Below are 21,869 nucleotides of genomic sequence, written 5' to 3'. Positions count from 1 at the left end.
TCTCCTGTCACCGCCCGTTTCAGCGGGGGCGGGCCGCTTGCAGCTCAGCGCGTACGGCCGGAGTCAGCACCTGACCGGCCCGCTCGACCAGCAACGTCATCTGGTACGCGACCAGACCCATGTCGCAGTCGGGAGCGGCCAGCACGGCCAAGCAGGATCCGTCACTGATCGACATGATCATCAAGAGCCCACGCTGCATTTCGATAACGGTCTGGGTCACCATACCGCCCTCGAACACCCGCGCGGCGCCCTGGGTCAAGCTGATCACGCCGGAGGCCACGGCGGCCAGCTGGTCGGCCCGGTCCTTGGGGAACCCCTCGGAGAAGGCCAGTGGCAACCCGTCAGACGACACCACGACCGTGTGGGCGACGCCTGGCACGTTGTTCACGAAGTCCGTGATCAGCCAGCTGATGCCGCGCGCTCCCTGGCTCATTTCTCTCATTTGTCCTCCTCGTGTACTTCTCCGCGGGTGACCGCCCGGCCTTGCCGGACACCCTGCTGGAAGCTGGAGAGCCGGCTGCGCAACCGCTCGGGTGAGATCTGCGGTGCCGGTGACGTCGCCTGGGGCTCGGCCAGGCTAGCCGTGCCGGGCACCAGGTTGGCCTTGGGGACACGCCGCGGCAGGCCCGACGCCGTCACGCCGCCCATCTGCGGCTTGATGGCGGCCTGCGCGGCCTGGAAGCCGGAGTCCGCGGGCGACGACCACGACGCGCTGAGGCCCGACGCACCCGGCTTGCGCTGCGGCAGCCCGGACTTGCTCACGGTGCCGCCCTGAGCCGCGCCCTGCGGCGGCGGCCCGTCGGCGCTCACCGGCGGGTGGACCGCGGTGCTCTCCGGATCGGACTCGGGCTCCGGCTCGGAGCGCTGCTGAAGCACCTCCGGGTCGGGGCGGCGGAACCAGTCGGATCCGACCGACGAGAAGATCGGCAGGTACTCCTCGTTCTGCTCGTCCATCGGCGAGTTGCGCACCGCGGGGAGCGGACCGGTCATGTCCTGGGAGGAGTACTCGCCGGGACCGAACGGGTTGTAGGAGGAGTGGCCGTTCTGCTCGAACTGGTCGGCCGGCTTGGGCTCCTCGGCGAACGGCGAGCGGTAGCCCTCGCCGAACTGGGGCTTGGGCCGGTCGCCCGCGTCGAACAGCGACCTGCGCGGCAGCGGGTCGGCGAAGGACGACCAGCGCGGCTCCTCCTCCTGCTGCTGCGGCGGCTCGGTCGCGAAGGACGGCCACTGCGGCTCGTCGTTCTGCGGCGGCGGTGGCTGCTCGGCGAACGAGGGCCACCGGTTCTCCGCGAACGACTGCTGCTCCGCGGCGGGCTGCGGCGTCTCCTCGGCGAAGGAGGGCCAGCGGGGCTCGCCGGCGGACTGCTGCGGCACGGCCGGAGGCTCGTCGGCGAACGACGGCCAGCGGGGCTCGTCGGCCCGCTGCGGCTCGCCGGCGCCGGACGGCTGCTCGCCGCCGAAGACCGACGGCTGGTCGCCGAACGCGGACGGCGCCGGATCGGGGAAGGACGGCGACTGCTCGCCGAACGACGGCCAGTTGCCGCCGCCGGAGCCGGGCGGGGGCACGGACCCCGGCCACTGGGTGTCCATGACCTGGCCGGGCACGTCGTCGAACGACGGGTGGCCGTTGCGCGACGGCTGGCCGAAGGAGCTCGGGTCGAACGAGGTGAACGCCTCGTACTGGCCGCCCTGCTGGCCGGTGCCGTTGCTGATGAGCGTGTCGGGCATCATCACCAGGGCGCTCAGGCCGCCGTGCTCGCGCTGGCTGAGCTGGACGCGGATGCCGTGGCGCAGGGCCAGGCGGCCGACGACGAACAGGCCCATGCGGCGGGAGACGGAGACGTCCACGACCGGCGGGTTGGCCAGGCGCCAGTTGGCCTCGGCCAGCTCCTCCTGGCTCATGCCGATGCCCTGGTCGTTGATCGTGACCAGGACGCCGCCCTCGGTGGGCGTGCTGGTCACGGTGACCTTGCTCTCGCGCGGAGAGAAGGAGATCGCGTTCTCGATCAGCTCGGCGAGCAGGTGGACGGCGTCGGTGACGGCGGCGCCGACGATCTGGGTGCCGGACGGGATCTGGATCTGGACCCGTTCGTAGCCCTCGACCTCCGACAGCGAGGCGCGGGCGATGTCGACCAGCGGAACCGGCTCGCTCCACTTGCGCGCGGCCTCCTGGCCGGCGAGAACCAGCAGGTTCTCGCTGTTGCGCCGCATGCGGGTGGCCAGGTGGTCCAGGCGGAAGAGGTTCGCGAGCCGCTGCTCGTCCTCCTCACCCTGCTCCAGGCCCTCGATGAGCTGCAGCTGCCGCTCGACCAGCGTCTGGCTGCGGCGGGAGAGGTTGACGAACATGGCGTTGACGTTGGCGCGCAGCTTGGCCTCGTCGCCCGCCAGGCGGATCGCCTCGCGGTGGACCTCGTCGAACGCCCGCGCCACCTCACCGATCTCGTCACGGGTGTTGATGCCGACCGAGGGCGCCTCGGGCACCTGGGCGCCCTCGCCCTGCTCGCGCAGCATGCGGACGGTCTCGGGCAGCCGGGTCGTGGCGACCTGCAGCGCCTCGGCCCGCAGCCGGCGCAGCGGGCGGACCAGCGAACCGGCCACGCGGGTGGTGATGATCAGGACCAGGAGCAGCAGGACCAGGATCAGCGCACCGGAGATGATGGCGTTGCGCTGCTCGGCCGAGCTCAGGTCCGTGGTCGTCGTCACGATCTTGGTGGCGAGGTCCTCCTCGACCTTGCGCATCGCGTTCGCGACGGTCGTGGTGACCTCGTACCACTCGTTGAGGTCGCGGTTGGTGGTGACGTCGAGGTCGCGGATGCGGTTGGTGGCGCTCACCTGGGCGAGCGCGCGCTGCCGCATCGCGTCGGCGAGGTCGACGTCGGGGCCCTTGACCGTGTCGCGGTACTTCTTGAGGTCGGCCGGATCGGCCTCCTGCTCGAACGAGCTCAGCTCGGTCTGCTGCTTGTCCCAGGAGCCGAGGAAGTCCGCCCAGTCGGTGCTGTCCACCTTGCGGGTCCGCTGGCTCTGCTGGGTCATCATGTTGATCAGGATGATCTGCTGGCGCGCGGTCTCTTCCTTCATCCGCTGCAGCGAGCCGAGCGCGGCCACGTCACCCTGCAGGCGGTCGTCGGCGACGCCGTCACCGAGGTCGCCCTGCAGGGTGGAGAACGTCTCGATCATCGTGCTGTAGGTGCCGATGACGGCTCGGGGCGGGACGTTGCCGGTCATCGACTCGCGGAGGCTGTCGAGGCCCTCCAGCCAGCGACGCATGTTCCTGACGCCCTCGCGCACGCGCGCGGAGTGGGAGGCGTCGATGGCGGACGCGGCCGCCAGCACCCGCTTCTTGGCCTCGTCGGTGGCCTGGCGCTGCGTCTTGAGCTGCACCAGGCGGCCGCTCCTGCGGCGGTCGGCGACGTACCAGGCGGTGAGCGTACGCTCCCTGGCCAGCTCGTGGTTCAGCCCGCCGACGCGCTGGACCAGCTCGGCCACCTGGGTGAGCCGCTTGTACTCGGCGCTGGTGCCGATGGCGTCGGCCAGCTGGATGCCGGCGAGCAGCACACCCACGACGGTGGGGATGAGGATCAGAGCGACCAGCCTGGAGCGCACACGCCAGTTCGCCAGCCGGAACCGTCCGCCTGTGTACTCCCCTGGCCTGGTGTGCCTGGGGTCTTTCGTCCTCACTGAGTCTCGCAACCTCTCGCCGGTACGTGCTCGAAGAAAATCAGACACGCGTGTGGCGCATGGGATTCTGTCCGGCCGGGTAATTTGAACACAACCCGTACCAGATCGGCCAACCGAACATATCCCATCTCAGGCGCCCAAAGAGGCACTTTGGGCACTATAGCGCCACCACGTTTTCAGGCGGGCCGAAACGAATCCCGCTCGGCCGGTGCCGCGTGCTTCACCATCAGGTGCCGCGTCACCGAGTACTCCTGCACCGCCTCCTGGCTCATGTCCTTGCCGAACCCGCTGCCCTTCACCCCGCCGTGCGGCGCCTCGCTGGCGATGGGCAGATGGTCGTTGACCCAGGTCACGCCCACGTCCAGCCGGTGCGACACGCGCATCGCGCGAGCCACGTCACGCGACCACACCGACGAGGCGAGACCGTATCTAGTGTCGTTGGCCAGCCGGACCGCTTCGTCCTCGCCGTCGAAGGGGAGCGCCACGAGGACCGGGCCGAACAGCTCGTCCTGGACGATCTCGCTGGCCTGTGCGATATCGGTCACAAGGGTGGGCGGGTAGAAAAAGCCGGAGCCCCCGCTTGGGGAGCCGCCGTGCAGGATGCGCCCGCCGGCCCGCGCGACGAAGCCGTGCACCCGGTCGCGGTGCGCGGCGGAGATCAGCGGGCCGATGTCCGTCGACGGGTCCCAGGGATCGCCGACGGTGATGCCGGCCAGGGTCTCCTTGAGCGCCTCCAGCGCGTCGCCGAAGACCTCTCTGGCGATGTAGACGCGGGTGGCGGCGGTGCAGTCCTGACCGGTGTTGTACGTGGCCCCCATGGCCACGCCACGGGCCATCTCCGCGAGGTCGGCATCCTCGAACACCAGCGCCGGCGCCTTCCCGCCGAGTTCGAGGTGGACCCGCTTGAGCGTGGCCGCGGCGCCGGTCATGACCGCGCGGCCGGTCTCGGTGGAGCCGGTGACGCTGACCATGTCGACGCCGGGATCGGTGACGAGGGCCTGGCCGACCTCGGCGTCGCCGGTGATCACGCGTACCAGGCCCTCGGGAGCGCCGGCCGCGGCGAACAGCTCGGCCAGGCGCAGCGTCGTGCGGGGCGTCTGGGGGGCCGGCTTGATCACTACGGCGTTGCCCGCGGCGACCGCGGGCCCGACCTTCCAGACCGCCATCACGAACGGGAAGTTCCACGGCGCGATCGACCCCACCACACCGACGGGCCTGCGCAGCAGGACCGAGGTGTAGCCGGCGCTGAACACCCCGGCGCCCGTGCCCTCAAGGGAACGGGCGGCCCCGGCGAAGAAACGCAGGTTGTCGACGGCGAAGGGCAGTTCGCCGTCGCGGAAGACCGCGGCCGGCTTGCCCGTCTCCTCGACCTCCAGCCTGGTCAGCTCCTCGGACTCGGCCTCCACCAGGTCGGCCACCTTCAGCAGCACCCGGGCGCGCTCGGCGGGCGTGGCCTGCGACCACTCCTCGTACGCGGCCCGCGCGGCGGCGACGGCCTTGGCGACCTCCTCCACAGGCGTGTCGGGGACCTCGGCGAAGGCGAGGCCGGTGGCGGGGTTGATCAGTGTGCGCATCAGGAAGACTTCAACTTTCAGGTCGTGCTATCGAGCGAGCTGCTCGATCAGGTCGGCGGCCTTGCGCAGGCCGTCACGGCGCCGGATCTCCTCGCCCGCGGCGGCGACGCGCGCCCGCAGCTCGGTGTCGCCGAGCAGCTTCGCGATCGCCCCTGTGAGTTCCTCGTCGGCGAAGGTGTAGGTGGAGAGCCTGACACCGTAGCCGAGCTCATCGACCCTCTGGGCGTTGTCGTACTGGTCCCAGAAGAGCGGCAGCAGGATCATCGGCTTGCCGAAGTGCAGCGCCTCGGTGGTCGTGTTGTTGCCGCCATGGGTGATGACCAAGTCACACAGTGGGATGATCTTAGTCTGCGGAAGGAACTCCTCGCCCCACATGTTGTCGTGGAGCTTGATCTCCTCGTGCAGCGGGCCCTTGGAGACGATGTACTGGTGGGGGGTGGTGCCCAGCACATCGATCACGCGCTGCATGAGCTCCACGTCGGCGGAGCCGAGCGAGCCGAGCGAGAAGTAGATCAGCGCGTGCTCGTTGCGCTCGAACGGCAGCGTGAAGTCCTCGTCGGTCTCGCGCACCGAGGAGTCCAGGCGGTGCCACGTCGGGCCCAGGGGGCGGTCGGCGACGTAGTCGAGGATCTCCGGGTAGACGTAGAGGTTCAGGTCGCCCTCGTGGATGAAGTCGAGGTCGGGCAGCGGCGGGGTGCCCTGCTCGACGCACCACTCGTTCCAGGCGGTCCACAGCTCGCGGTGCGTGCGCTCGTACTCGGCGCGGAAGGCGTCCCACTCCGAGCGGTCACCGGCGGGCAGGCCGGAGAAGACCGGCGGGATGTTCGGGCCGCGCACCTCCAGCGGCTGGCAGGAGACGATCCTGACGAACTTCTTGCCCGCGGTGATCAGCGCGGGGAACGTCAGCACGTTGTCCTCGATGATCACGTCCGGGTTCACCCGCTCGATGATGGCCTTGAGCTGCGGCTCGCAGTACTTCGCGCCGTCGATCAGCTCGGCCCAGATGGGCTTGATGACGGTCTCGAGCTGCTCCTTGGTGCTCTTGCGGTACTCCGGCGCGGTGTCGCGGATGAAGTCCTTCCAGAACTGGCCCGGGTCCTGCTCCTCGTCGGACGGCGGGGCCAGGTCGACCAGGTCCTCCTCGAAGCCGAGCGCCTCGAGCTTGCCCTTCCATGACGCCTCGGCGGCGAAGACGACGCGGTGACCGCGCTTACGCAGGATGTCGCCGATGCCGATGCAGTTGTTGGTCGGTCCGTACGCGCTTTCCGGCATGAACAGGAACGTGAGAGACATCGAGACTCCTGGGGACACTCGTTAATTTGAAGGTGAATTCAAAAACGGATCTAGCGTGAAGGTCAAGTTAAGGGCACTATGGTCACGGCTAACTGAAAAGTGGCCTAACGAGTGAAGGTGGTGAGGGTGGCTCAGCGTAAGAGCCGCAGTGATCGGCGCATCGACTTGATCGAGGCCGCGCGCAGGGCCATCATCCGCCACGGCATCGACGGCGTACAGCTCTCGCACGTCGCCGAAGAGGCCGGGCTGACCTCCGGCGCCGTGCTGTACCACTACCCCGACCTCAGCGAGCTGCTGGTCGAGGCGCAGCAGGCCGGCATGGAGCGCTTCTACGAGCAGCGCCTGCGCCGGCTCGCCACCCTCACCGACCCGGTCGAGAAACTGGTCGTCACGATCAGGTCGGGGCTGCCCACCGGGCCGCTCGACCCCGACGTGCGCCTGCTCAACGAGCTGGGCGGGGCCGCGGGCCGCAACCGCGTGTACGGTGTGCTGCTCACCTCCCTCTACGACCGCCAGGTCTCGATGTACCAGGCGATCCTGGACACCGGGGCGGCGATCGGCGTGTTCCGGCTCAGCGCCGACTCGCTGACGATCGCCCGCAACCTGGTGGCCCTGGAGGACGCCTACGGCTACCGCATCACCGCCAGGCATCCCCTGATCGGCCCGGAGGAGGCGGCCGAGCTGATCCTCTCCTACGCCCGCGCGGCCACGGGCAACGACCTCATTCACTGACCCGCCGCCATGACGACCGCGTCCTCGGCCTTCCAGCACACCTTGACCTTGGCGCCCGCCTTGATCGTGCTGGCGCCCTGGACGGCGGCCAGCACCGGCTTGTCGTGGTCCTTCACCTCGATCGACAGGTGCGAGACGCCGCCGAAGAAGCTGACGTCGAGCACGGTGCCGGGCAGGCCCCTGGCGTCGTCCTCGCCGGCCAGCTCGATCTTCTCGGGCCGGACCGCGAGCAGCGCGCCCGCGCCCTCCTCCAGCTCCTCGATCGGCGTACCCGCGAGGGCGCCGAACGCCTCGCTCTTGATGCCGTCCGAGCCGCTGGCGGTGCCCTCGAAGAGGTTGTTGGCGCCGACGAAGCCGGCCACGAACGGCGTGCGGGGCCGCTCGTAGAGCGCGATCGGCTCGTCCACCTGGCAGACCCTGCCGCTGTCGAAGACCGCGATGCGGTCGGCGAGCGACATGGCCTCCTCCTGGTCGTGGGTCACCACCACGAACGTGATGCCCACCTCGTTCTGCAGCCGCTTCAGCTCGAGCTGCATGTCGGCGCGGACCTTCTTGTCGAGGGCCGACAGCGGCTCGTCGAGCAGCAGCAGCCGGGGCCGCTTGACGATCGAGCGGGCCAGCGCGACCCGCTGCCGCTGGCCGCCGGAGAGCTGGGCGGGCTTGCGCGAGGCGTGCGCCGACAGGCCGACCGTCTCCAGCACCTCGCCGACCCGCTGCTTGATCTCGGCGCGGGGCAGGCGCTCGCGCTCCAGCCCGTACGCGACGTTCTTGGCCACGGTCATGTGCGGGAACAGCGCGTACGACTGGAACATCATGCTGATCGGCCGCTTGTTCGGCGGCTTGGCCAGCAGGTCCTCGCCGTCGAGCGTGACGCCGCCCGCGTCGGGCGTCTCGAAGCCCGCGATGATGCGCAGCAGCGTGGTCTTGCCACACCCGGAGGGGCCGAGCAGGGCGAAGAACTCCCCCTGGCGGATCTCCAGCGAGACGTCGTCCAGCGCGGTGACACTGCCGAATCTCCGGGTGATCCCGTCAATCTTGAGCACGCGATTCCCCGATCTTGGTCAGGCGCTGCCCGGCGATCACGGCGGTGAAGCTCACCAGGAGCAGGATCGCGGCCAGCGCGTTGATCTTCGGAGTGACCCCGAATCTGATCATGGAGTAGATGACGATCGGCAGCGTCTGCTCGCTGTTGCCGATCGTGAAGTACGCGATCACGAACTCGTCCAGCGACAGCGTGAACGCGAGCAGCGCGCCGGCCACGATGCCCGGCATCAGCTGCGGCAGCGTGATCTTCATGAACGTCGTGACCGGGCCCGCGCCGAGGTCGCGCGAGGCCTCCTCCAGCGAGGTGTCCGCCCCCGTCAGCCGGGTGCGCACCACCGCCGCCACGAACGCCATCGAGAACACGCCGTGCGCCAGCACCGCCGAGTACAGGCCGAGCGTGAGCTGGATCGTCCCGTAGAACAGCAGCAGCCCGATGGCGATCACCAGGTCGGGCAGCACGGCGGGCATCAGCGAGATCGCCTCGAGCACCTTCGACCTGGTGTACCTGACCAGGCCGACCGCCAGCAGCGTGCCGAGCACGGTGGCGATCAGCGTGGACCCGGCGGCCACGATCAGCGTGTTCACCACACCGGAGAGCACCCGGTCGTCGCGGACCAGCTCGCCGTACCACTTGAAGCTGAAGCCGTCGAAGCTGTAGGCCGAGTCGCCCGCGTTGAACGACATCACGACCAGGACGACGATCGGCAGGTACAGGAAGACGTACGTGGCCCAGAACGGCACGTACAGGAGCTTGGACCTACGCACGGCGCGTCACCCATGCCTGGATCATGAGCAGCACGATCAGCACCGCGATGACCGCCAGCGCCAGCGTCGAGCCGAACGGCCAGTCGCGCGCCGTCAGGAACTGCTGCCTGATGAGGTTGCCCACCATGATCGACTTGCTGCCGCCGAGCAGCTCGGGGATGACGAAGTTCCCGAGGCTCGGCACGAACACGAACATGCTCCCGGTCAGCACGCCCGGCAGGGTCAGGGGCAGCGTGACCTTCCTGAACGTGGTGAACGCCGAGGCGCCCAGGTTGGCCGACGCCTCGCGGAGCTGCGGGTCGAGACGCTCGATGGCGGCGTACAGCGGCAGCACCATGAGCGGCAGGTACGAGTACAACAATCCGGTCACGATCGCACCGTCGTTGTAGAGCAGCTCCAGCGGCTCGATGCCGAAGACGTTCAGCGCGCTGTTGATCAGACCGGGACCGCTCAGCAGGATGATCCACGCGTAGACGCGGATGATGAAGTTCGTCCAGAACGGCAGCACGACGGCGACCAGCGCGATCGTCTTCCACTTCCGCGGAAGCTGCGCGATCAGGTACGCCGTCGGGTAGCCGATCAGCAGCGCGATCACGGTCGTCAGCACCGCGATCTTCAGCGACTGGACGACCACGTCGAAGTAGAGCGGGTCGAGCAGGCGGCTGAAGTTCTCGGTGGTGAACTCGTAGACGACCCCGCCGAAGCGTCCCCGCTGGAAGACCGTGTAGCTGAGCACCAGTGCGAGCGGCACCAGCATCAGCACCAGCAGGTAGGTGAGCCCCGGCGTCAGGAATACGAACGCACCCAGCCGGCGCCCTCGCGCTCGGGACGCCGGCCGGGTCTTGACCTGTGGTTCCACTACGACGACAACTACTTCGCCGCCTGGATGTCGGCGGACAGACGGGTGTACTTGGTGGACGCCGGACCGAGGTCGATGATCGACTCACCGTCGAGCAGCTTGTCCGGCGTGATGCCGAGCAGCGAACCCTTCGGGATCTTCACCCGCTCCATGGCCGCCTTGTTGGGGACCTTGTAGTTGATGTTCTCGGCCGCCCAGCTGTGGATCTCGGGGCTCAGGATGTAGTTGATCAGGGCGTGCGCGGCCTCCTTGTTCTTGGAGGACTTCATGATCACCATGGTGTCCACCCAGAGGTCGCTGCCCTCCTTGGGGTTCGCGAACCCGATGTTGCCCTTGGGGTCGGTGGTCGGGCACCAGCCGTCCCACGCCTCCACCATCACGGCCTCGCCGCTCTGCAGGCGCTCACCGAACGTCGTGTCGTCATAGGTGAGCAGGTGGGGCTTCTGCTCCAGCAGCAGCTTGCGGGCCTGCTCGATCTCCTCGTCCTTGTCGGTGTTGACCGAGAAGCCGAGCGCCTTGAGCGCGGGCAGGGCGAGCCAGCGCTCGGTGGTCATCATCGTGACCTTCTTGTCGGCCCAGGCCGGCGGCTTGAGGAGATCGTTCCAGCTGTCCGGCACCTTCTTCACGAGGTCCTTGCGGTAGCAGATGCCGGTCGTGCCCCAGGTGTAGGGCACGGAGTACTTGTTGCCCTTGTCATAGGACAGCTGCGTGGCCTCGGGGTAGAGGTTGGCCAAGTTGGGGATCAGCTCGGGGTGGATCGGCTCCAGCAGGCCCATGGCGTTGAGCGCCTGGGCATACTGGCCGGAGACGAACGCCACGTCGATGCCACTGTCGCCGGGGGCGGTGAGCTTGGTCATCGCGATCTCATTGGTGTCGTGCAAGGTGATGGTCATGTCCTTGACCTTGAGGGTCGCTTTGACCTTGTCGGCCAGCTCCTTAGGCAGGTAGCCATCCCACACCGTGACCTGCAACGACTGCTTCGTCAGGTCCGCGTTGGGCTTGAGCTCGGCCGCCGCCGCCGTCGTGTCCTGTGAAGTTGACGAGGCCCCACCGCCGCACGCCGCGACGGCAAGCGCGAGGCCGACCACCGCGACGGTGGCCGGGAGACGACGGGTGAACCGGGAACGGGACACGGCCGCTACTCCTTCTGAAATTGAGATGTAAGAGGGGTCGCGCGACCTTACCGGACACAGCAGACCAGAGCAGGAGTGTTGCAGCAGAAATCAACATGAGCAAGACTTTTGATGACATTGCTACCTGGAAGTTTGGTCCACGAGTTGAATTGGGATTCAATAGGCCGCCGCGTGCTCTCTCTGGGTGAAAGACCGCTCACCCCGCGAGATCGCGGGCTCAGCGCCGCGCTCGTGGCGCGTCTCGGGGAGGAGGCACCGGCGCCTCTGTCCGTACGGCGATTTCTGCCGTTGCCCACCCTCTCGTACGGCCCTGGAGATCTCCACACTGGGGTCCCAGGTGAGCGTGACTTCGGCGACCACGTGGACCAGACGAACTACTCGGTCGTGGTGGACGAGCGGGTCGTCGTGAAGTGGCTCACCCCGCCCGCGCCGCTCCCCCATCCCACCCCCGAGATTCTCGCCCACCTCGTTGAGGCCGGGTTCAAGGACACCGCGCCCCCTTACGCCGTCCTGACCGGCCCGGTGAACGGCCGGGAACACCTCCTAGCACTGATCACCGGTTACCTTCCGGACGCCAGGGACGGCTGGGAGTGGTGCGTGGACGACGCCGTCGCCGGTTCCATCGCGTTCGCCGCCGAGCTCGGCCGCCTCGCCGCCGACCTCCACCTCGCCCTCTCCACGCTCCCCCACACCCCGAGCCCCGACACCCAGGGCCCCCACACCCAGGGCCCCCACGCCCCGGGCCCCCACACCCCGGACTCGGAGCCGGCACCCGCACTGCCGGGCGCCCCCGCCTCCCCCGTTTCCCCGGCCTCAGGGCAGCCCGCGGCCCAGGACGCGGCGGTCGCCACGCCCGCACCCGTGGAGCGCTCCGACGGTGCGCGTCCGGAGCAGGCGTTCGTGGAACGCTCCGAGGACGCGCGCCCCGGGCGGGCGTTCCTGGAGCGGGCCGAGGAGGCGCTGGGCGAGGCGCTGGCCGTGACCGACGGCGAGGACGGCGCGTGGCTCGCCGGACGGGCCGGCGCGATGCGGCGGGAGCTGGCACCGCTGGCCGCGCCCGTGACGACGCCGCTGATCAGGATCCACGGAGACCTGCACGTCGGCCAGATCCTCAAGTGGCGCGACGGCTACGCGGTGATCGACTTCGACGGCAACCCCACGGTCACCGACGCCGACCCGCGCCAGCCGGCCGCCCGCGACGTGGCCCAGCTCACCACCAGCATCGAACACGTGGCCCAGGTGGCGATCAAGCGGCGCGGCACCCCGCCGGACCAAGCCGCCGCCTGGGCGCGGGACGCCCGCGCGGTGCTGCTCGACGCCTACCGCGCCCGCCTGGCCGAGCGGCACCGGAGCGACCTGCTGGACGAGCGGCTGATCCGCCCGTTCGAGGTGGAGCAGGAGTGCCGCGAGCTGATCTACGCCGCCCGCCACCTGCCCCGCTGGCGCTACGCCCCCATGGGCGTCCTGCGCACCTGGTACCCGCAGGACGCCTTCCCACGGGACGGCGAGGAGCCCGCGCCGCGGGCCGCGGAGAACCTTTCGCGACCCGCGAAGCAACCCGAGGAGAACCCCGAGGAGAACCCCGAGGAGAACATCGCGTGAAATCCGAGCTTTACCTGGCCGACCTGGAGAGCAAGCCGGAGGCGCTCGCCGGCCTGGCCGCCGCGCTGCGGGCGGGCGACCCCTTCGACGGGCTGCCCGGGGACGTCGACCGGGTGCTGTTCCTCGGCATGGGCAGCTCCCGCTACGCGGCGGGGGTGGCGGCCCGCCGGCTGCGCGCCGCCGGGGTGGCCGCCGTCGCCGAGTACGCCTCGGCCGCCACCGCGTTCCCGCCCGCACCCGGCACCCTGGTGGTGCCGATCTCGGCGACCGGCGGCAGCCGCGAGACGCTCGACGCGGTGGAGGCGTACCAGGGCGGGCCCTCGTTCCTGGCGGCGCTCACCAACCGCCCGGACTCCGCGCTGGCGAAGGCCGCCGACCTGGTGGTGGAGATGCGGGCGGGCGAGGAGCGCGGCGGCGTCGCCTGCCGGACGTTCCAGCACACGCTGGTGCTGCTGCTCGCCCTGGAGAGCCGGCTCACCGGCCGCGCCCTGGACCTGCCCGCGCTGGTGGAGCGGGCCGGAGAGGCCACCGCCGACCTGCTGGAGCGCAGGGACGAGTGGCTGCCGCTGACGATGGAGCTGCTGGACGGCCCGCACGGCGTCTACACCATCGCCCCGGCCGAGCGCCTGTCGTCGGCCGAGCAGTCGGCGCTGATGCTGCGGGAGGGCCCCCGCCGCCCGGCCGACGCGTGCGAGAGCGGCGACTGGTCGCACGTGGACGTCTACCTCACCAAGACGCTCGACTACCGGGCGCTGCTCTTCCCCGGCTCCCGCTACGACGAGCAGGCCATGGACTGGGTACGGCAGCGCGGCTCCACGGTGGTGACCGTGGGCGGCGAGGTGAAGGACGCCGCCGCGGCGGTCCGCTACGTGCACGACGACGACCCCGATGTCGCCCTGCTCACCGAGACGCTGGTGGCCGAGCTGGTGGCGGCCTACTGGTGGTCGGCCCAGGAGGACGGCTGAGCAGCCGGCCGAGCAGACGCCCGATCAGTGTGCGCGCACGGCGAGCGCGTGCTCGACCAGCGCGATCAGCGTCTGCTTGACCGCCTCCCTGGCCCGCGCGTCCGTGCGCACGATCGGCACGTGGGCGGAGATGGTCAGCGCCTCCCGCACCTCGTGCTCGGTGTGCGGGAACTGGCCGTCCCAGCCGTTCAGCCCGATGATGAACGGAATGCCGGAGTTCTCGAAGTAGTCGACGGCGGGGAAGCTGTCGGCCAGCCGCCGCGAGTCGACGAGGACCACCGCCCCGATGGCGCCGCGCACCAGGTCGTCCCACATGAACCAGAACCGGTGCTGGCCCGGCGTGCCGAACAGGTAGAGGACCAGGTCGTCCGAGAGCGAGAGCCGGCCGAAATCCAGCGCCACGGTGGTGGTGGTCTTGCCCGGGGTGTGGCCGAGGTCGTCGATGCCGGTCGAGGCGTCGGTCATGACGGCCTCGGTGGTGAGCGGCATGATCTCCGACACGGCGCCGACGAAGGTGGTCTTGCCCACCCCGAAGCCGCCGGCGACCACGATCTTCGCCGAGGTGAGACCGGGATTAGAGCCTGCGAAGTCCACTGAGAACCCTTTCGAGCAGGCCTCTGTCGGGCAGGCCTGCCTCAAGCTGCGGCTGGTACACCCTGACCAGCCCATCCGCCTCCATGTCGGCGACCAGCACCCGTGCCACGCCGAGCGGCACGCTGAGCAGCGCCGAGATCTCCGCCACAGAGCGTACCTGGCGGCACAGCTCGCTGATCGCCCGGTACTCCCGCGCGTACGTGGTGCCGAGCTGAGCCGAGGTGGCCGATGACACCAGGGCCTCCATGGCGAGGTGCGTCCGCGGCGTCGTGCGCACGCCGGTGACGGCGTACATGCGGACGAGCGAGCTGCGCTCGGGCTCCTCCTCCTGGCCGTGCCACGATGCCAAGGTTCACTCCCATCACCAGGGGCGCGCGGAGGACAGCTCCGCCCGCACGGCAGGAGTGAGCACCTGCCCCGCGCGCTCGACCAGGATCGTCATCTGGTAAGCGACCAGGCCCATGTCGCAGTCGGGCGCGGCCAGCACCGCGAGGCAGGATCCGTCGCTGATCGACATCACCAGCAGCAGCCCGCGCTCCATCTCCACGAGGGTCTGGGTGACCTCGCCACCGCCGAACACCCGTGCCGAGCCCTGCGTCAGGCTCACCAGGCCGGCGGCGATGGCGGCGAGCTGGTCGGCGCGTTCCTGGGGGAAGCCGCGGGAGTAGGCCATCGGCAGCCCGTCGGCCGAGACCACGACCGCGTGCGCCACGCCCGGGACCTCTTCGACGAAGCCGGTGACGAGCCAGTTGACGTCCTTGGCGGCCTGGCTCAGCTCCTTCATGAGTCCTCCTCAAGCTCGGCGCGTCCTTTGCGTACACCCTGCTGGTAGCTGGCCAGCCGGCTGCGCAGCCGGTCGGGGGAGACCGGAGGAGCGGGAACGGGCGGAGGTTTCGGGTTCGCGGTCCCCGGTACCAGGTTCGCGCGCGGGGTCCGCTTCGGCAAGCCGGAGTTCGTGGTCCCGCTCTTGACCGGTTCCGCGGCGGCGCCGGCGGCCTGCAGGCCCTGGTCGGCCGCGGACGTCCAGGTCTGGTCTCGGTGGTCTGCGGTGGGTGCGGAGCGGCTGAACCAGCTGCTCACCTCGGTCACGGGCTCGGGCCCGTGGCTGATGCCCAGCTCGGAGCTGGGCGCGGTCAGCGGGTCGGGCCGTGCGGGCTGCGGCTCGGGGGCCGCCTGCTCCGTCGGGTGCGCCGGGGTGCGGGCGACGTCGAACCACGATGGCTCGGCCGGGCCCGCGCCGGACGCGGTGTCGTGCGCGGTGTCGAACGACGGCACCGAGGCCGGGTACGCGGACGCCGGGGCGTGCGGCGGCCGGGAGGCCCGCTGCCGCTGGCCCGCGCCGGGCAGCGGCCCCGGCACGCCGGTGAGCAGCACGGGCGGGATCAGCACCATGGCGGTCAGCCCGCCGGTGTCCTGCAGCCGGAGCTGCACCTTGATGCTGTGCCGCAGGGCCAGGCGGCCGACGACGAACAGGCCCATGCGGCGGGAGACGGAGACGTCCACGACCGGCGGGTTGGCCAGGCGCCAGTTGGCCTCGGCCAGCTCCTCCTGCGTCATGCCGATGCCGTGGTCGGTGACCGACAGCAGCAGGCTGCCGCCGTCGATGCGGCTGCTGGAGATGATGACCTTGGTGTCGCCCGGCGAGAAGGACACGGCGTTCTCGACCAGCTCGGCGAGCAGGTGCACGACGTCGGTGACGGCCTGCCCGGCGATGGCGACGTCCGACTGGACCTGGATGCTGACCCGGTCGTAGCTTTCGACCTCGCCCAGCGCAGCCCGGACGACGTCCATCAGCTCGACCGGCCGGCTCCACTTGCGCGCGGCCTCCTGCCCGGCGAGGACCAGCAGGTTCTCGCTGTTGCGCCGCATGCGGGTGGCGAGGTGGTCGAGCTTGAACAGGTCGCCGAGCCTGGCGTCGTCGCGCTCGCCGCGCTCCAGTTTCTCGATCAGCGTGAGCTGCCGCTCGACCAGGGTCTGGCTGCGCCTGGAGAGGTTGACGAACATCGCGTTGACGTTGGAGCGCAGCCTGGCCTCGTCGCCCGCCAGGCGCACGGCCTCGCGGTGCACCTCGTCGAAGGCCCGCGCGACCTCGCCCACCTCGTCCTTGGTGAAGATGCCGATCGGCGGCACCTCGACGTTGACCGCGCCGTCGCGGGACTCGCGCAGGTGCTGGACGAACTCGGGCAGCCGCCTGCCGGCGATCTCCAGGGCCTCGCTGCGCAGCCGGCGCAGGGGGCGTACGAGGGACCTCGCCACGCCGGTGGTGATCAGCAGCACGGCCACGAGCAGGGCGAGCACGGCGATCGCGGTCACGACGGCGCGCTGCCGCTCGTCGGCGCTGAGCGCCTCGCTGCGCTGCACGATGCCCTGGGCCTGGCGCTGCTCGACCTTGCGCATGGAGTCGAGCACCACGCTCGACGCCTCGAACCACTCCTTGGCGTCGTCCTTCCTGGCCAGGTCGAGCCCGCGCAGCGGCAGCCCGGTGGTGGCCCTGATGAGCACCAGCTCGCGCAGGAACAGCATGCGCTCGGCGGAGTGGCCGTTGACGGTCTCGTCGAAGAAGCGGCGCTCCCCGGCGGTGGCCTCGGCGGCGAAGTCCTTGCGCTCGTTCGCCTCCCTGGACTGCTCGCCGAGCAGCCGCTTGAGCGGCTCGGGCTCGAAGGAGCCCTCGACCAGCGCCACGAGGATGAGGGCCTGCTGGTACGACACGCTCTCCTTGGCCCTGGCCAGCCCGTCGAGCATGCGGGTCTGGCGCAGCAGCTCGTCGTCCACGCTGCCCTTGACCAGCTCGTTGTGCACCGAGAGCAGGTCGCCCACGATCACGGTGTAGAGCTCGACGGCCGGGCCCGGCAGCAGGTTGGCGTCGTGTGCCTGGCGGCGCAGCGAGGTGAGGTCGTTGAGCCGGTTGAGCAGGTTCTCCAGCTGGTCGGCGGTGCGTCCGGTGGAGTCCGGGAGCAGGTCCTGGGCGATGGCGCGCACCTGCTTGGCGGACAGGTCCACCTGCGCCATGTGGGACTGCACCTCGGCGAAGGCGTCGGCGGGCCGGTTGCGGGCGATGTACCAGGCGGTTCTGGCGCGCTCGGCGGAGACGAGGTGGGTGAGCTCGCCGAGCTCGGCGGAGAGCCGGGCGAACTGGTTCGTCCGCGCGTAGTCGGAGGCGGCGGCGGCCGAGCCGAGCACCTGGATGCCGCCGAGCAGGACGGCGGCCGCGGTGGGCACCAGGGTGAGCGCCACGAGCCGGGCGCGGACCCGCCAATGGCGCAGCCGCCAGCCCTCTGTGGCCCGCTTGACGCCCACCAGTGTTGTCACCGAACGCACCTCAGTCCGAATCGGCCTATAAGCGGGCCGCATGCCCGGGGGAAATCAGCAAGTGCCGGGTTATTGGAACACATCATGCGGCTTGTGGCCAAGCGAACATAACGCGGCAAATGTTGGTTTGCGTGACAGATGAGGTTAGAACCTGGTGCTCCATCCGCGAGATATCACCGCACGAAATAAACCTTTAACACGGACGATGTCCGCATATGGGCGATTCGCTCGTTCCAATCGCATAACGCGACCGGCGCACCCCGATCTCCGGAAGGTCACGCCATTGAGAAACGGGCTATTGACCACATATGTTGATCGACGTCAAACGAGGAGGCGCAGGTGGGAGATTCTCCCGGCAACGCGGCAATCACCGTTGCAGGCCTTTGGAAGATCTTCGGACCGAAGGCGCACAAGGTGCTGAACAGCGATGACCGGCATTTGGAACCGTCCGCGCTGAGGGAGAAGACCGGCTGCACGGCCGCCGTACGAGATGTGAGCTTCGAGGTCCGCCCCGGCGAGGTGTTCGTCGTCATGGGGCTGTCGGGCAGCGGCAAATCCACCCTCGTACGCTGCCTGACCAGGCTCATCGAGCCCACCGCAGGCCAGGTCACGATCGCCGGCGAGGACATCCGCGCCGCCTCGCCCGCCCGCCTGCGCGAGATCCGCCGCCACCAGGTGAGCATGGTCTTCCAGCATTTCGGCCTGCTGCCGCACCGCAGGGTCATCGACAACGTGGCGTACGGGCTGGAGATCCAGGGCACGCCCAAGGCGGCCAGGCACGCGCGCGCGGCCGAGATCCTCTCGCTGGTCGGCCTCGACGGCCACGCCGGCTCCTACCCCGACCAGCTCTCCGGCGGGATGCAGCAGCGCGTCGGGCTGGCCAGGGCGCTGGCCGTCGAGCCCCAGGTGATGCTGTTCGACGAGCCGTTCAGCGCGCTCGACCCGCTGATCAGGCGTGACATGCAGGCCGAGGTGATCAGGCTGCACCGCGAGGTCGGCAAGACGATGGTCTTCATCACGCACGACCTGTCAGAGGCGCTCAAGCTGGGCGAGCGCATCGCGATCATGCGGGCGGGCTCGATCGTGCAGCTCGGCACGGCCGAGGAACTGGTGGGCGCGCCCGCCGACGACTACGTGGCCGACTTCGTCCGCGACGTGCCGCGCAGCCACGTGCTGACGCTGCGCTGGATCTGCCGCGACCCCGCGCCCGACGACCCGCTCGACGGCCCCGAGCTGCCCGTCACCACCGTCATCAAGGACGCCATCGGCGTCGCCTCCGGCTCGTCGCTGCCGATCAGGGTCATGGACGGCGACGAGCTGGCGGGAGTGGTGGACCGGGACGGCTTACTGGCGTTCCTGGCCGGCCAGGAGACGCCCGTGAAGGCGACGGCATGAGCAGCACGGCCGTCACCACACCCTCCAGGCTCGGGCTGCCGAGATGGGCGGCCCCCGCGGGGGCGGCGGTGCTGCTGGTGGCGGCTTACCTGGTCTTCCGCGGCACGGGGACGCTGCCGCACGACAAGGAGGCGCCGCAGTTCCTCGCCGTCACCGAGCTGCGCGAGTGGATCGACGACCACCGCAACGAGAACCCCCTCTTTCTGTACTTCCTCAACTACATCCGGCTCTTCGTCGGCTGGCTCTACACGCTCTTCCAGACCGTCCTGTACACGCTCGGCTGGCCCGGCATCACCGGCGTCATGGGCGCGCTGGCCTGGCTGGCGGGCGGCCGGCGCATCGCGCTGCTCGCGGTCGGCGGTGTGAGCGCGTTCGGCGTGCTCGGCCTGTGGGAGTCGAGCGTGGACACGCTGGCCCTGGTCGGGGTGGCGGTGCTGCTGTCGCTGGCGATCGGCGTGCCGGTGGGCGTGTGGGCGGGGCTGTCGGCGCGCACGCGGCGGGCGATCACGCCCGTGCTCGACGTCATGCAGATCATGCCGACCTTCGCCTATCTGGCGCCGCTCGCGCTGTTCTTCCACATCGGCGCGCCGGCCGGGGCCATCGCCACCATGATCTACGCGATCCCGCCCGCCATCCGCATCACCGCGCTGGCGATCTCGTCGGTCTCCCCCACGGCGGTCGAGGCCTCCGCCTCGCTGGGCGCGACCAGGTGGCAGACGCTGTTCAAGGTCCACCTGCCGCTGGCCAGGTCGACGATGGCGCTGGGCGTCAACCAGACCATCATGATGGCGCTGTCAATGGTGGTGATCGCCAACCTGATCTCGGCCCCCGGGCTGGGCGGCGACATCATCCGCGGCCTGTCGCGGGCGCAGGTCGGCATCATGCTCCCGGCCGGCGTGGCCATCGTGATCATGGCGGTGGTGCTGGACCGGATGATGATGGCCGTCGCCCGCCGCGAGGCCCACGCCGGGATCGGCAGGGCCGACCTCATCGGCGCGGGCGTGCTGGGCGCCGCCGGGCTCGCGCTCATCCCCGTGCTGCCGCCCGTCTGGCCGGAGAGCCTCACCGTCAACGTCGTCGCCGAGGTCAACGCGGCCGTGCGCTGGGCCGAGACGAGCTGGTACCCGGTCACCACGTTCATCAAGGACGTCACCTCGCACGCGCTGCTCAACCCGCTGGAGTCGCTGCTCACCAGCGCACCGTGGTGGCTGGTCGCGCTCGCGGTGCTGGCCCTGGCCTGGCGGGTGAGCGGCCCGCGCCCCGCGCTGGTGGCGCTGGGCTGCCTGCTCGGCATCGCGCTGCTCGGCGTATGGGAGCACGCCATGCAGACGCTGACCACGGTCGCCGTCGCGGTGCTGGTGACGCTGCTCATCGGCCTGGTGCTGGGCGTGGCGGCGGCCCGCTCGCCGCGTTATTCGGCCGTCCAGCGGCCGCTGCTGGACGCCGCGCAGACCATGCCCGCCTTCGTGTACCTGCTGCCGGCGCTCGCGCTCTTCGGCACCACCAGGTTCACCGCGATCTTCGCCTCCATCATCTACGCGGTGCCGCCGGTGGTGCGCCTGGTCGAGGACGGCATCAAGAACGTGCCCGCCACCGCCGTCGAGGCCGCCGTCTCGGCCGGCTCCACCTCGCGGCAGCTGCTGTGGAAGGTGCAGCTGCCGATGGCCAGGCGGGCCATCCTGCTCGCCGCCAACCAGGGCATCGTGCTGACCCTCGCCATGGTCGTCGTGGGCGGCCTGGTCGGGGCGGGGGCCCTCGGCTACGACGTCGTCGCCGGCTTCTCCCAGCGGCCCGACTTCGGCATGGGCTTCGTGGCCGGCGTCGCCACCGTGCTCCTCGGCGTCATGCTCGACCGCATCACGCAGGGCGCCGACACCAGGCGCCCGTCCCCCCGAAAGAGGAAGTTCACATGAAGATTCGCCTGCTCGCAGGCCTGCTCACCTTGGGGCTCGTCGCCGGTTGCGGCGGGGCGACCGTGGAGACCTCACCCGGCTCCTCGGCGCCCGCGTCCGGCTCCTCCGCCGGGTCCGCCGGGACCGTGAAGATCGCCATCAACCCCTGGGTCGGGTACGAGGCCAGCGCCAACGTCGTCGCGTACCTGCTCAAGCACGAGCTCAACTACGACGTCGAGCTGCCGGAGATCAAGGAGCAGCTCGCCTGGGAGGGCTTCGAGACCGGCGATGTGGACGTCATCATCGAGAACTGGGGCCACCCCGACCTGAAGAAGCAGTTCATCGAGGAGAAGAAGGTCGCCCAGGAGGCCGGCTCCACCGGCAACAAGGGCGTCATCGGCTGGTACATCCCCAAGTGGATGGTCGACGAGTACCCCGACATCACCGACTACAAGAACCTCAACAAGTACGCCGACCTGTTCAAGACCTCCGAGTCGGGCGGCAAGGGCCAGCTGCTCTTCGGCGACCCGTCGTACGTCAGCAACGAGGAGGCCCTGATCAAGAACCTCAAGCTCGACTACAAGGTCGTGGTGGGCGGCAGCGAGGCGGCCCTGATCAAGAGCGCCCAGCAGGCGCAGGAGCAGAAGAAGCCGCTGCTGTTCTACTTCTGGGACCCGCACTGGCTGTTCAGCAAGACCGAGCTGGTGCGCGTGAAGCTGCCTCCGTACACCGAGGGCTGCGACGCCGACCCGAAGAAGGTGGCCTGCGACTACCCGGAGATGGACCTCGACAAGATCGTCAGCACGAAGTTCGCGCAGACCGGCGGCAAGGCGTACGAGCTGATCAGGAACTTCCACTGGACCAACGAGGACCAGAACGCCGTGGCCGACGACATGACCAACGGCGGCTTGACCGGCGAGGAGGCCGCCAAGAAGTGGATCGAGGCCAACCCGGACAAGTGGAAGGCCTGGATCCCTCAGTGACCCCGTCCTGAACCCCCATGACCGCGCGCCCGTCCTCCGGCGGGTGCCGGT

At 69.8% G+C, this 21,869-nt stretch carries 18 protein-coding genes; 6 read left to right on the top strand and 12 right to left on the bottom strand.

Features of this window, described 5'->3' with window-relative positions; all coding sequences use genetic code 11:
• Nucleotides 1–19 precede the first annotated feature (19 nt).
• From ACGFIM_RS24670 to ACGFIM_RS24655, 4 genes are all read right to left on the bottom strand, one after another.
• The gene (locus ACGFIM_RS24670; RefSeq protein WP_201760494.1) at nucleotides 20–433 is read right to left on the bottom strand and encodes a roadblock/LC7 domain-containing protein; all 414 of its coding nucleotides are present in this window, start codon (nucleotides 431–433) and stop codon (nucleotides 20–22) included.
• 5 nt (nucleotides 434–438) lie between these two features.
• Entirely contained in the window at nucleotides 439–3,678 is a 3,240-nt protein-coding gene (locus ACGFIM_RS24665; RefSeq protein ID WP_393203970.1) for a nitrate- and nitrite sensing domain-containing protein, read from the bottom strand.
• Nucleotides 3,679–3,854: 176 nt separating this feature from the next.
• The gene (locus ACGFIM_RS24660; RefSeq protein WP_393203968.1) at nucleotides 3,855–5,252 is read right to left on the bottom strand and encodes an aminobutyraldehyde dehydrogenase; all 1,398 of its coding nucleotides are present in this window, start codon (nucleotides 5,250–5,252) and stop codon (nucleotides 3,855–3,857) included.
• Nucleotides 5,253–5,279: 27 nt separating this feature from the next.
• On the bottom strand, nucleotides 5,280–6,545 hold the full coding sequence (locus tag ACGFIM_RS24655) for a glycosyltransferase (protein WP_393203966.1): 1,266 nt from the start codon (nucleotides 6,543–6,545) through the stop codon (nucleotides 5,280–5,282).
• A 126-nt stretch (nucleotides 6,546–6,671) separates the two neighbouring features.
• Here ACGFIM_RS24655 and ACGFIM_RS24650 point away from each other — a divergent pair, with 126 nt between their 5' ends.
• On the top strand, nucleotides 6,672–7,277 hold the full coding sequence (locus ACGFIM_RS24650; protein WP_393203964.1) for a TetR/AcrR family transcriptional regulator: 606 nt from the start codon (nucleotides 6,672–6,674) through the stop codon (nucleotides 7,275–7,277).
• On the opposite strand, the gene ACGFIM_RS24645 is transcribed toward ACGFIM_RS24650, so the two are convergent.
• Genes ACGFIM_RS24645 through ACGFIM_RS24630 form a run of 4 tightly spaced genes read right to left on the bottom strand, consistent with a single transcriptional unit; the run spans nucleotide 7,271 to nucleotide 11,078 of the window.
• Nucleotides 7,271–8,320 carry an ABC transporter ATP-binding protein gene (locus tag ACGFIM_RS24645; RefSeq protein WP_393203962.1) on the bottom strand — a complete coding sequence of 350 codons (1,050 nt, stop codon included), beginning with the start codon at nucleotides 8,318–8,320 and terminating at the stop codon, nucleotides 7,271–7,273. The genes ACGFIM_RS24650 and ACGFIM_RS24645 overlap by 7 nt on opposite strands.
• Nucleotides 8,307–9,086, bottom strand: coding sequence for an ABC transporter permease (locus tag ACGFIM_RS24640; RefSeq protein WP_393203960.1), 780 nt, complete (start codon nucleotides 9,084–9,086; stop codon nucleotides 8,307–8,309). Before ACGFIM_RS24640 ends, ACGFIM_RS24645 begins: the two co-directional genes overlap by 14 nt.
• Nucleotides 9,079–9,945, bottom strand: coding sequence for an ABC transporter permease (locus ACGFIM_RS24635; RefSeq protein WP_393203958.1), 867 nt, complete (start codon nucleotides 9,943–9,945; stop codon nucleotides 9,079–9,081). Before ACGFIM_RS24635 ends, ACGFIM_RS24640 begins: the two co-directional genes overlap by 8 nt.
• An 11-nt stretch (nucleotides 9,946–9,956) precedes the next feature.
• Nucleotides 9,957–11,078, bottom strand: coding sequence for a spermidine/putrescine ABC transporter substrate-binding protein (locus tag ACGFIM_RS24630; protein WP_393203956.1), 1,122 nt, complete (start codon nucleotides 11,076–11,078; stop codon nucleotides 9,957–9,959).
• Nucleotides 11,079–11,438: 360 nt separating this feature from the next.
• Between ACGFIM_RS24630 and ACGFIM_RS24625 the strand changes: the two genes are divergently transcribed.
• Together ACGFIM_RS24625 and ACGFIM_RS24620 are read left to right on the top strand one after the other, a co-directional pair.
• Nucleotides 11,439–12,680 carry a hypothetical protein gene (locus tag ACGFIM_RS24625; RefSeq protein ID WP_393203954.1) on the top strand — a complete coding sequence of 414 codons (1,242 nt, stop codon included), beginning with the start codon at nucleotides 11,439–11,441 and terminating at the stop codon, nucleotides 12,678–12,680.
• Nucleotides 12,677–13,645 carry an SIS domain-containing protein gene (locus tag ACGFIM_RS24620; RefSeq protein WP_393203952.1) on the top strand — a complete coding sequence of 323 codons (969 nt, stop codon included), beginning with the start codon at nucleotides 12,677–12,679 and terminating at the stop codon, nucleotides 13,643–13,645. Before ACGFIM_RS24625 ends, ACGFIM_RS24620 begins: the two co-directional genes overlap by 4 nt.
• 24 nt (nucleotides 13,646–13,669) lie before the next feature.
• Here ACGFIM_RS24620 and ACGFIM_RS24615 read toward each other — a convergent pair whose 3' ends face one another.
• The 4 genes from ACGFIM_RS24615 to ACGFIM_RS24600 are packed head-to-tail and all read right to left on the bottom strand — an operon-like array spanning nucleotide 13,670 to nucleotide 17,548.
• Entirely contained in the window at nucleotides 13,670–14,239 is a 570-nt protein-coding gene (locus tag ACGFIM_RS24615; protein WP_393203950.1) for an ATP/GTP-binding protein, read from the bottom strand.
• Complete coding sequence (locus tag ACGFIM_RS24610) at nucleotides 14,220–14,588, bottom strand: DUF742 domain-containing protein (RefSeq protein WP_393203948.1); 369 nt, start codon at nucleotides 14,586–14,588, stop codon at nucleotides 14,220–14,222. The genes ACGFIM_RS24615 and ACGFIM_RS24610 overlap by 20 nt, the downstream gene beginning before the upstream one ends.
• 12 nt (nucleotides 14,589–14,600) lie before the next feature.
• Nucleotides 14,601–15,023, bottom strand: a complete 423-nt coding sequence (locus ACGFIM_RS24605; protein WP_393203946.1) for a roadblock/LC7 domain-containing protein — start codon at nucleotides 15,021–15,023, stop codon at nucleotides 14,601–14,603.
• Entirely contained in the window at nucleotides 15,020–17,548 is a 2,529-nt protein-coding gene (locus tag ACGFIM_RS24600; RefSeq protein WP_393203944.1) for a nitrate- and nitrite sensing domain-containing protein, read from the bottom strand. Before ACGFIM_RS24600 ends, ACGFIM_RS24605 begins: the two co-directional genes overlap by 4 nt.
• A 366-nt stretch (nucleotides 17,549–17,914) precedes the next feature.
• On the opposite strand from ACGFIM_RS24600, the gene ACGFIM_RS24595 reads away from it, so the two are divergent.
• The 3 genes from ACGFIM_RS24595 to ACGFIM_RS24585 are packed head-to-tail and all read left to right on the top strand — an operon-like array spanning nucleotide 17,915 to nucleotide 21,818.
• Complete coding sequence (locus ACGFIM_RS24595; RefSeq protein WP_393204186.1) at nucleotides 17,915–18,943, top strand: glycine betaine/L-proline ABC transporter ATP-binding protein; 1,029 nt, start codon at nucleotides 17,915–17,917, stop codon at nucleotides 18,941–18,943.
• On the top strand, nucleotides 18,940–20,856 hold the full coding sequence (locus ACGFIM_RS24590; protein ID WP_393203942.1) for an ABC transporter permease: 1,917 nt from the start codon (nucleotides 18,940–18,942) through the stop codon (nucleotides 20,854–20,856). Before ACGFIM_RS24595 ends, ACGFIM_RS24590 begins: the two co-directional genes overlap by 4 nt.
• Nucleotides 20,853–21,818 carry an ABC transporter substrate-binding protein gene (locus tag ACGFIM_RS24585; RefSeq protein ID WP_393203940.1) on the top strand — a complete coding sequence of 322 codons (966 nt, stop codon included), beginning with the start codon at nucleotides 20,853–20,855 and terminating at the stop codon, nucleotides 21,816–21,818. Before ACGFIM_RS24590 ends, ACGFIM_RS24585 begins: the two co-directional genes overlap by 4 nt.
• Nucleotides 21,819–21,869 lie beyond the last annotated feature (51 nt).

Source organism: Nonomuraea sp. NPDC049309, assembly GCF_043196965.1.
Lineage (GTDB): Bacteria > Actinomycetota > Actinomycetes > Streptosporangiales > Streptosporangiaceae > Nonomuraea > Nonomuraea fastidiosa.
The sequence above is the reverse complement of the archived record's forward strand: the minus strand, read 5'-3'. Positions and strand labels throughout refer to the sequence as shown.

Excerpts from the sequence above, each read along its gene's own strand:
- ACGFIM_RS24670 (WP_201760494.1), bottom strand. The coding sequence starts at position 433 with ATGAGCCAGGGAGCGCGCGGCATCAGCTGGCTGATCACGGACTTCGTG.
- ACGFIM_RS24660 (WP_393203968.1), bottom strand. The coding sequence starts at position 5,252 with ATGCGCACACTGATCAACCCCGCCACCGGCCTCGCCTTCGCCGAGGTC.
- ACGFIM_RS24655 (WP_393203966.1), bottom strand. The coding sequence starts at position 6,545 with ATGTCTCTCACGTTCCTGTTCATGCCGGAAAGCGCGTACGGACCGACC.
- ACGFIM_RS24605 (WP_393203946.1), bottom strand. The coding sequence starts at position 15,023 with ATGAAGGAGCTGAGCCAGGCCGCCAAGGACGTCAACTGGCTCGTCACC.
- ACGFIM_RS24590 (WP_393203942.1), top strand. The coding sequence starts at position 18,940 with ATGAGCAGCACGGCCGTCACCACACCCTCCAGGCTCGGGCTGCCGAGA.
- ACGFIM_RS24585 (WP_393203940.1), top strand. The coding sequence starts at position 20,853 with ATGAAGATTCGCCTGCTCGCAGGCCTGCTCACCTTGGGGCTCGTCGCC.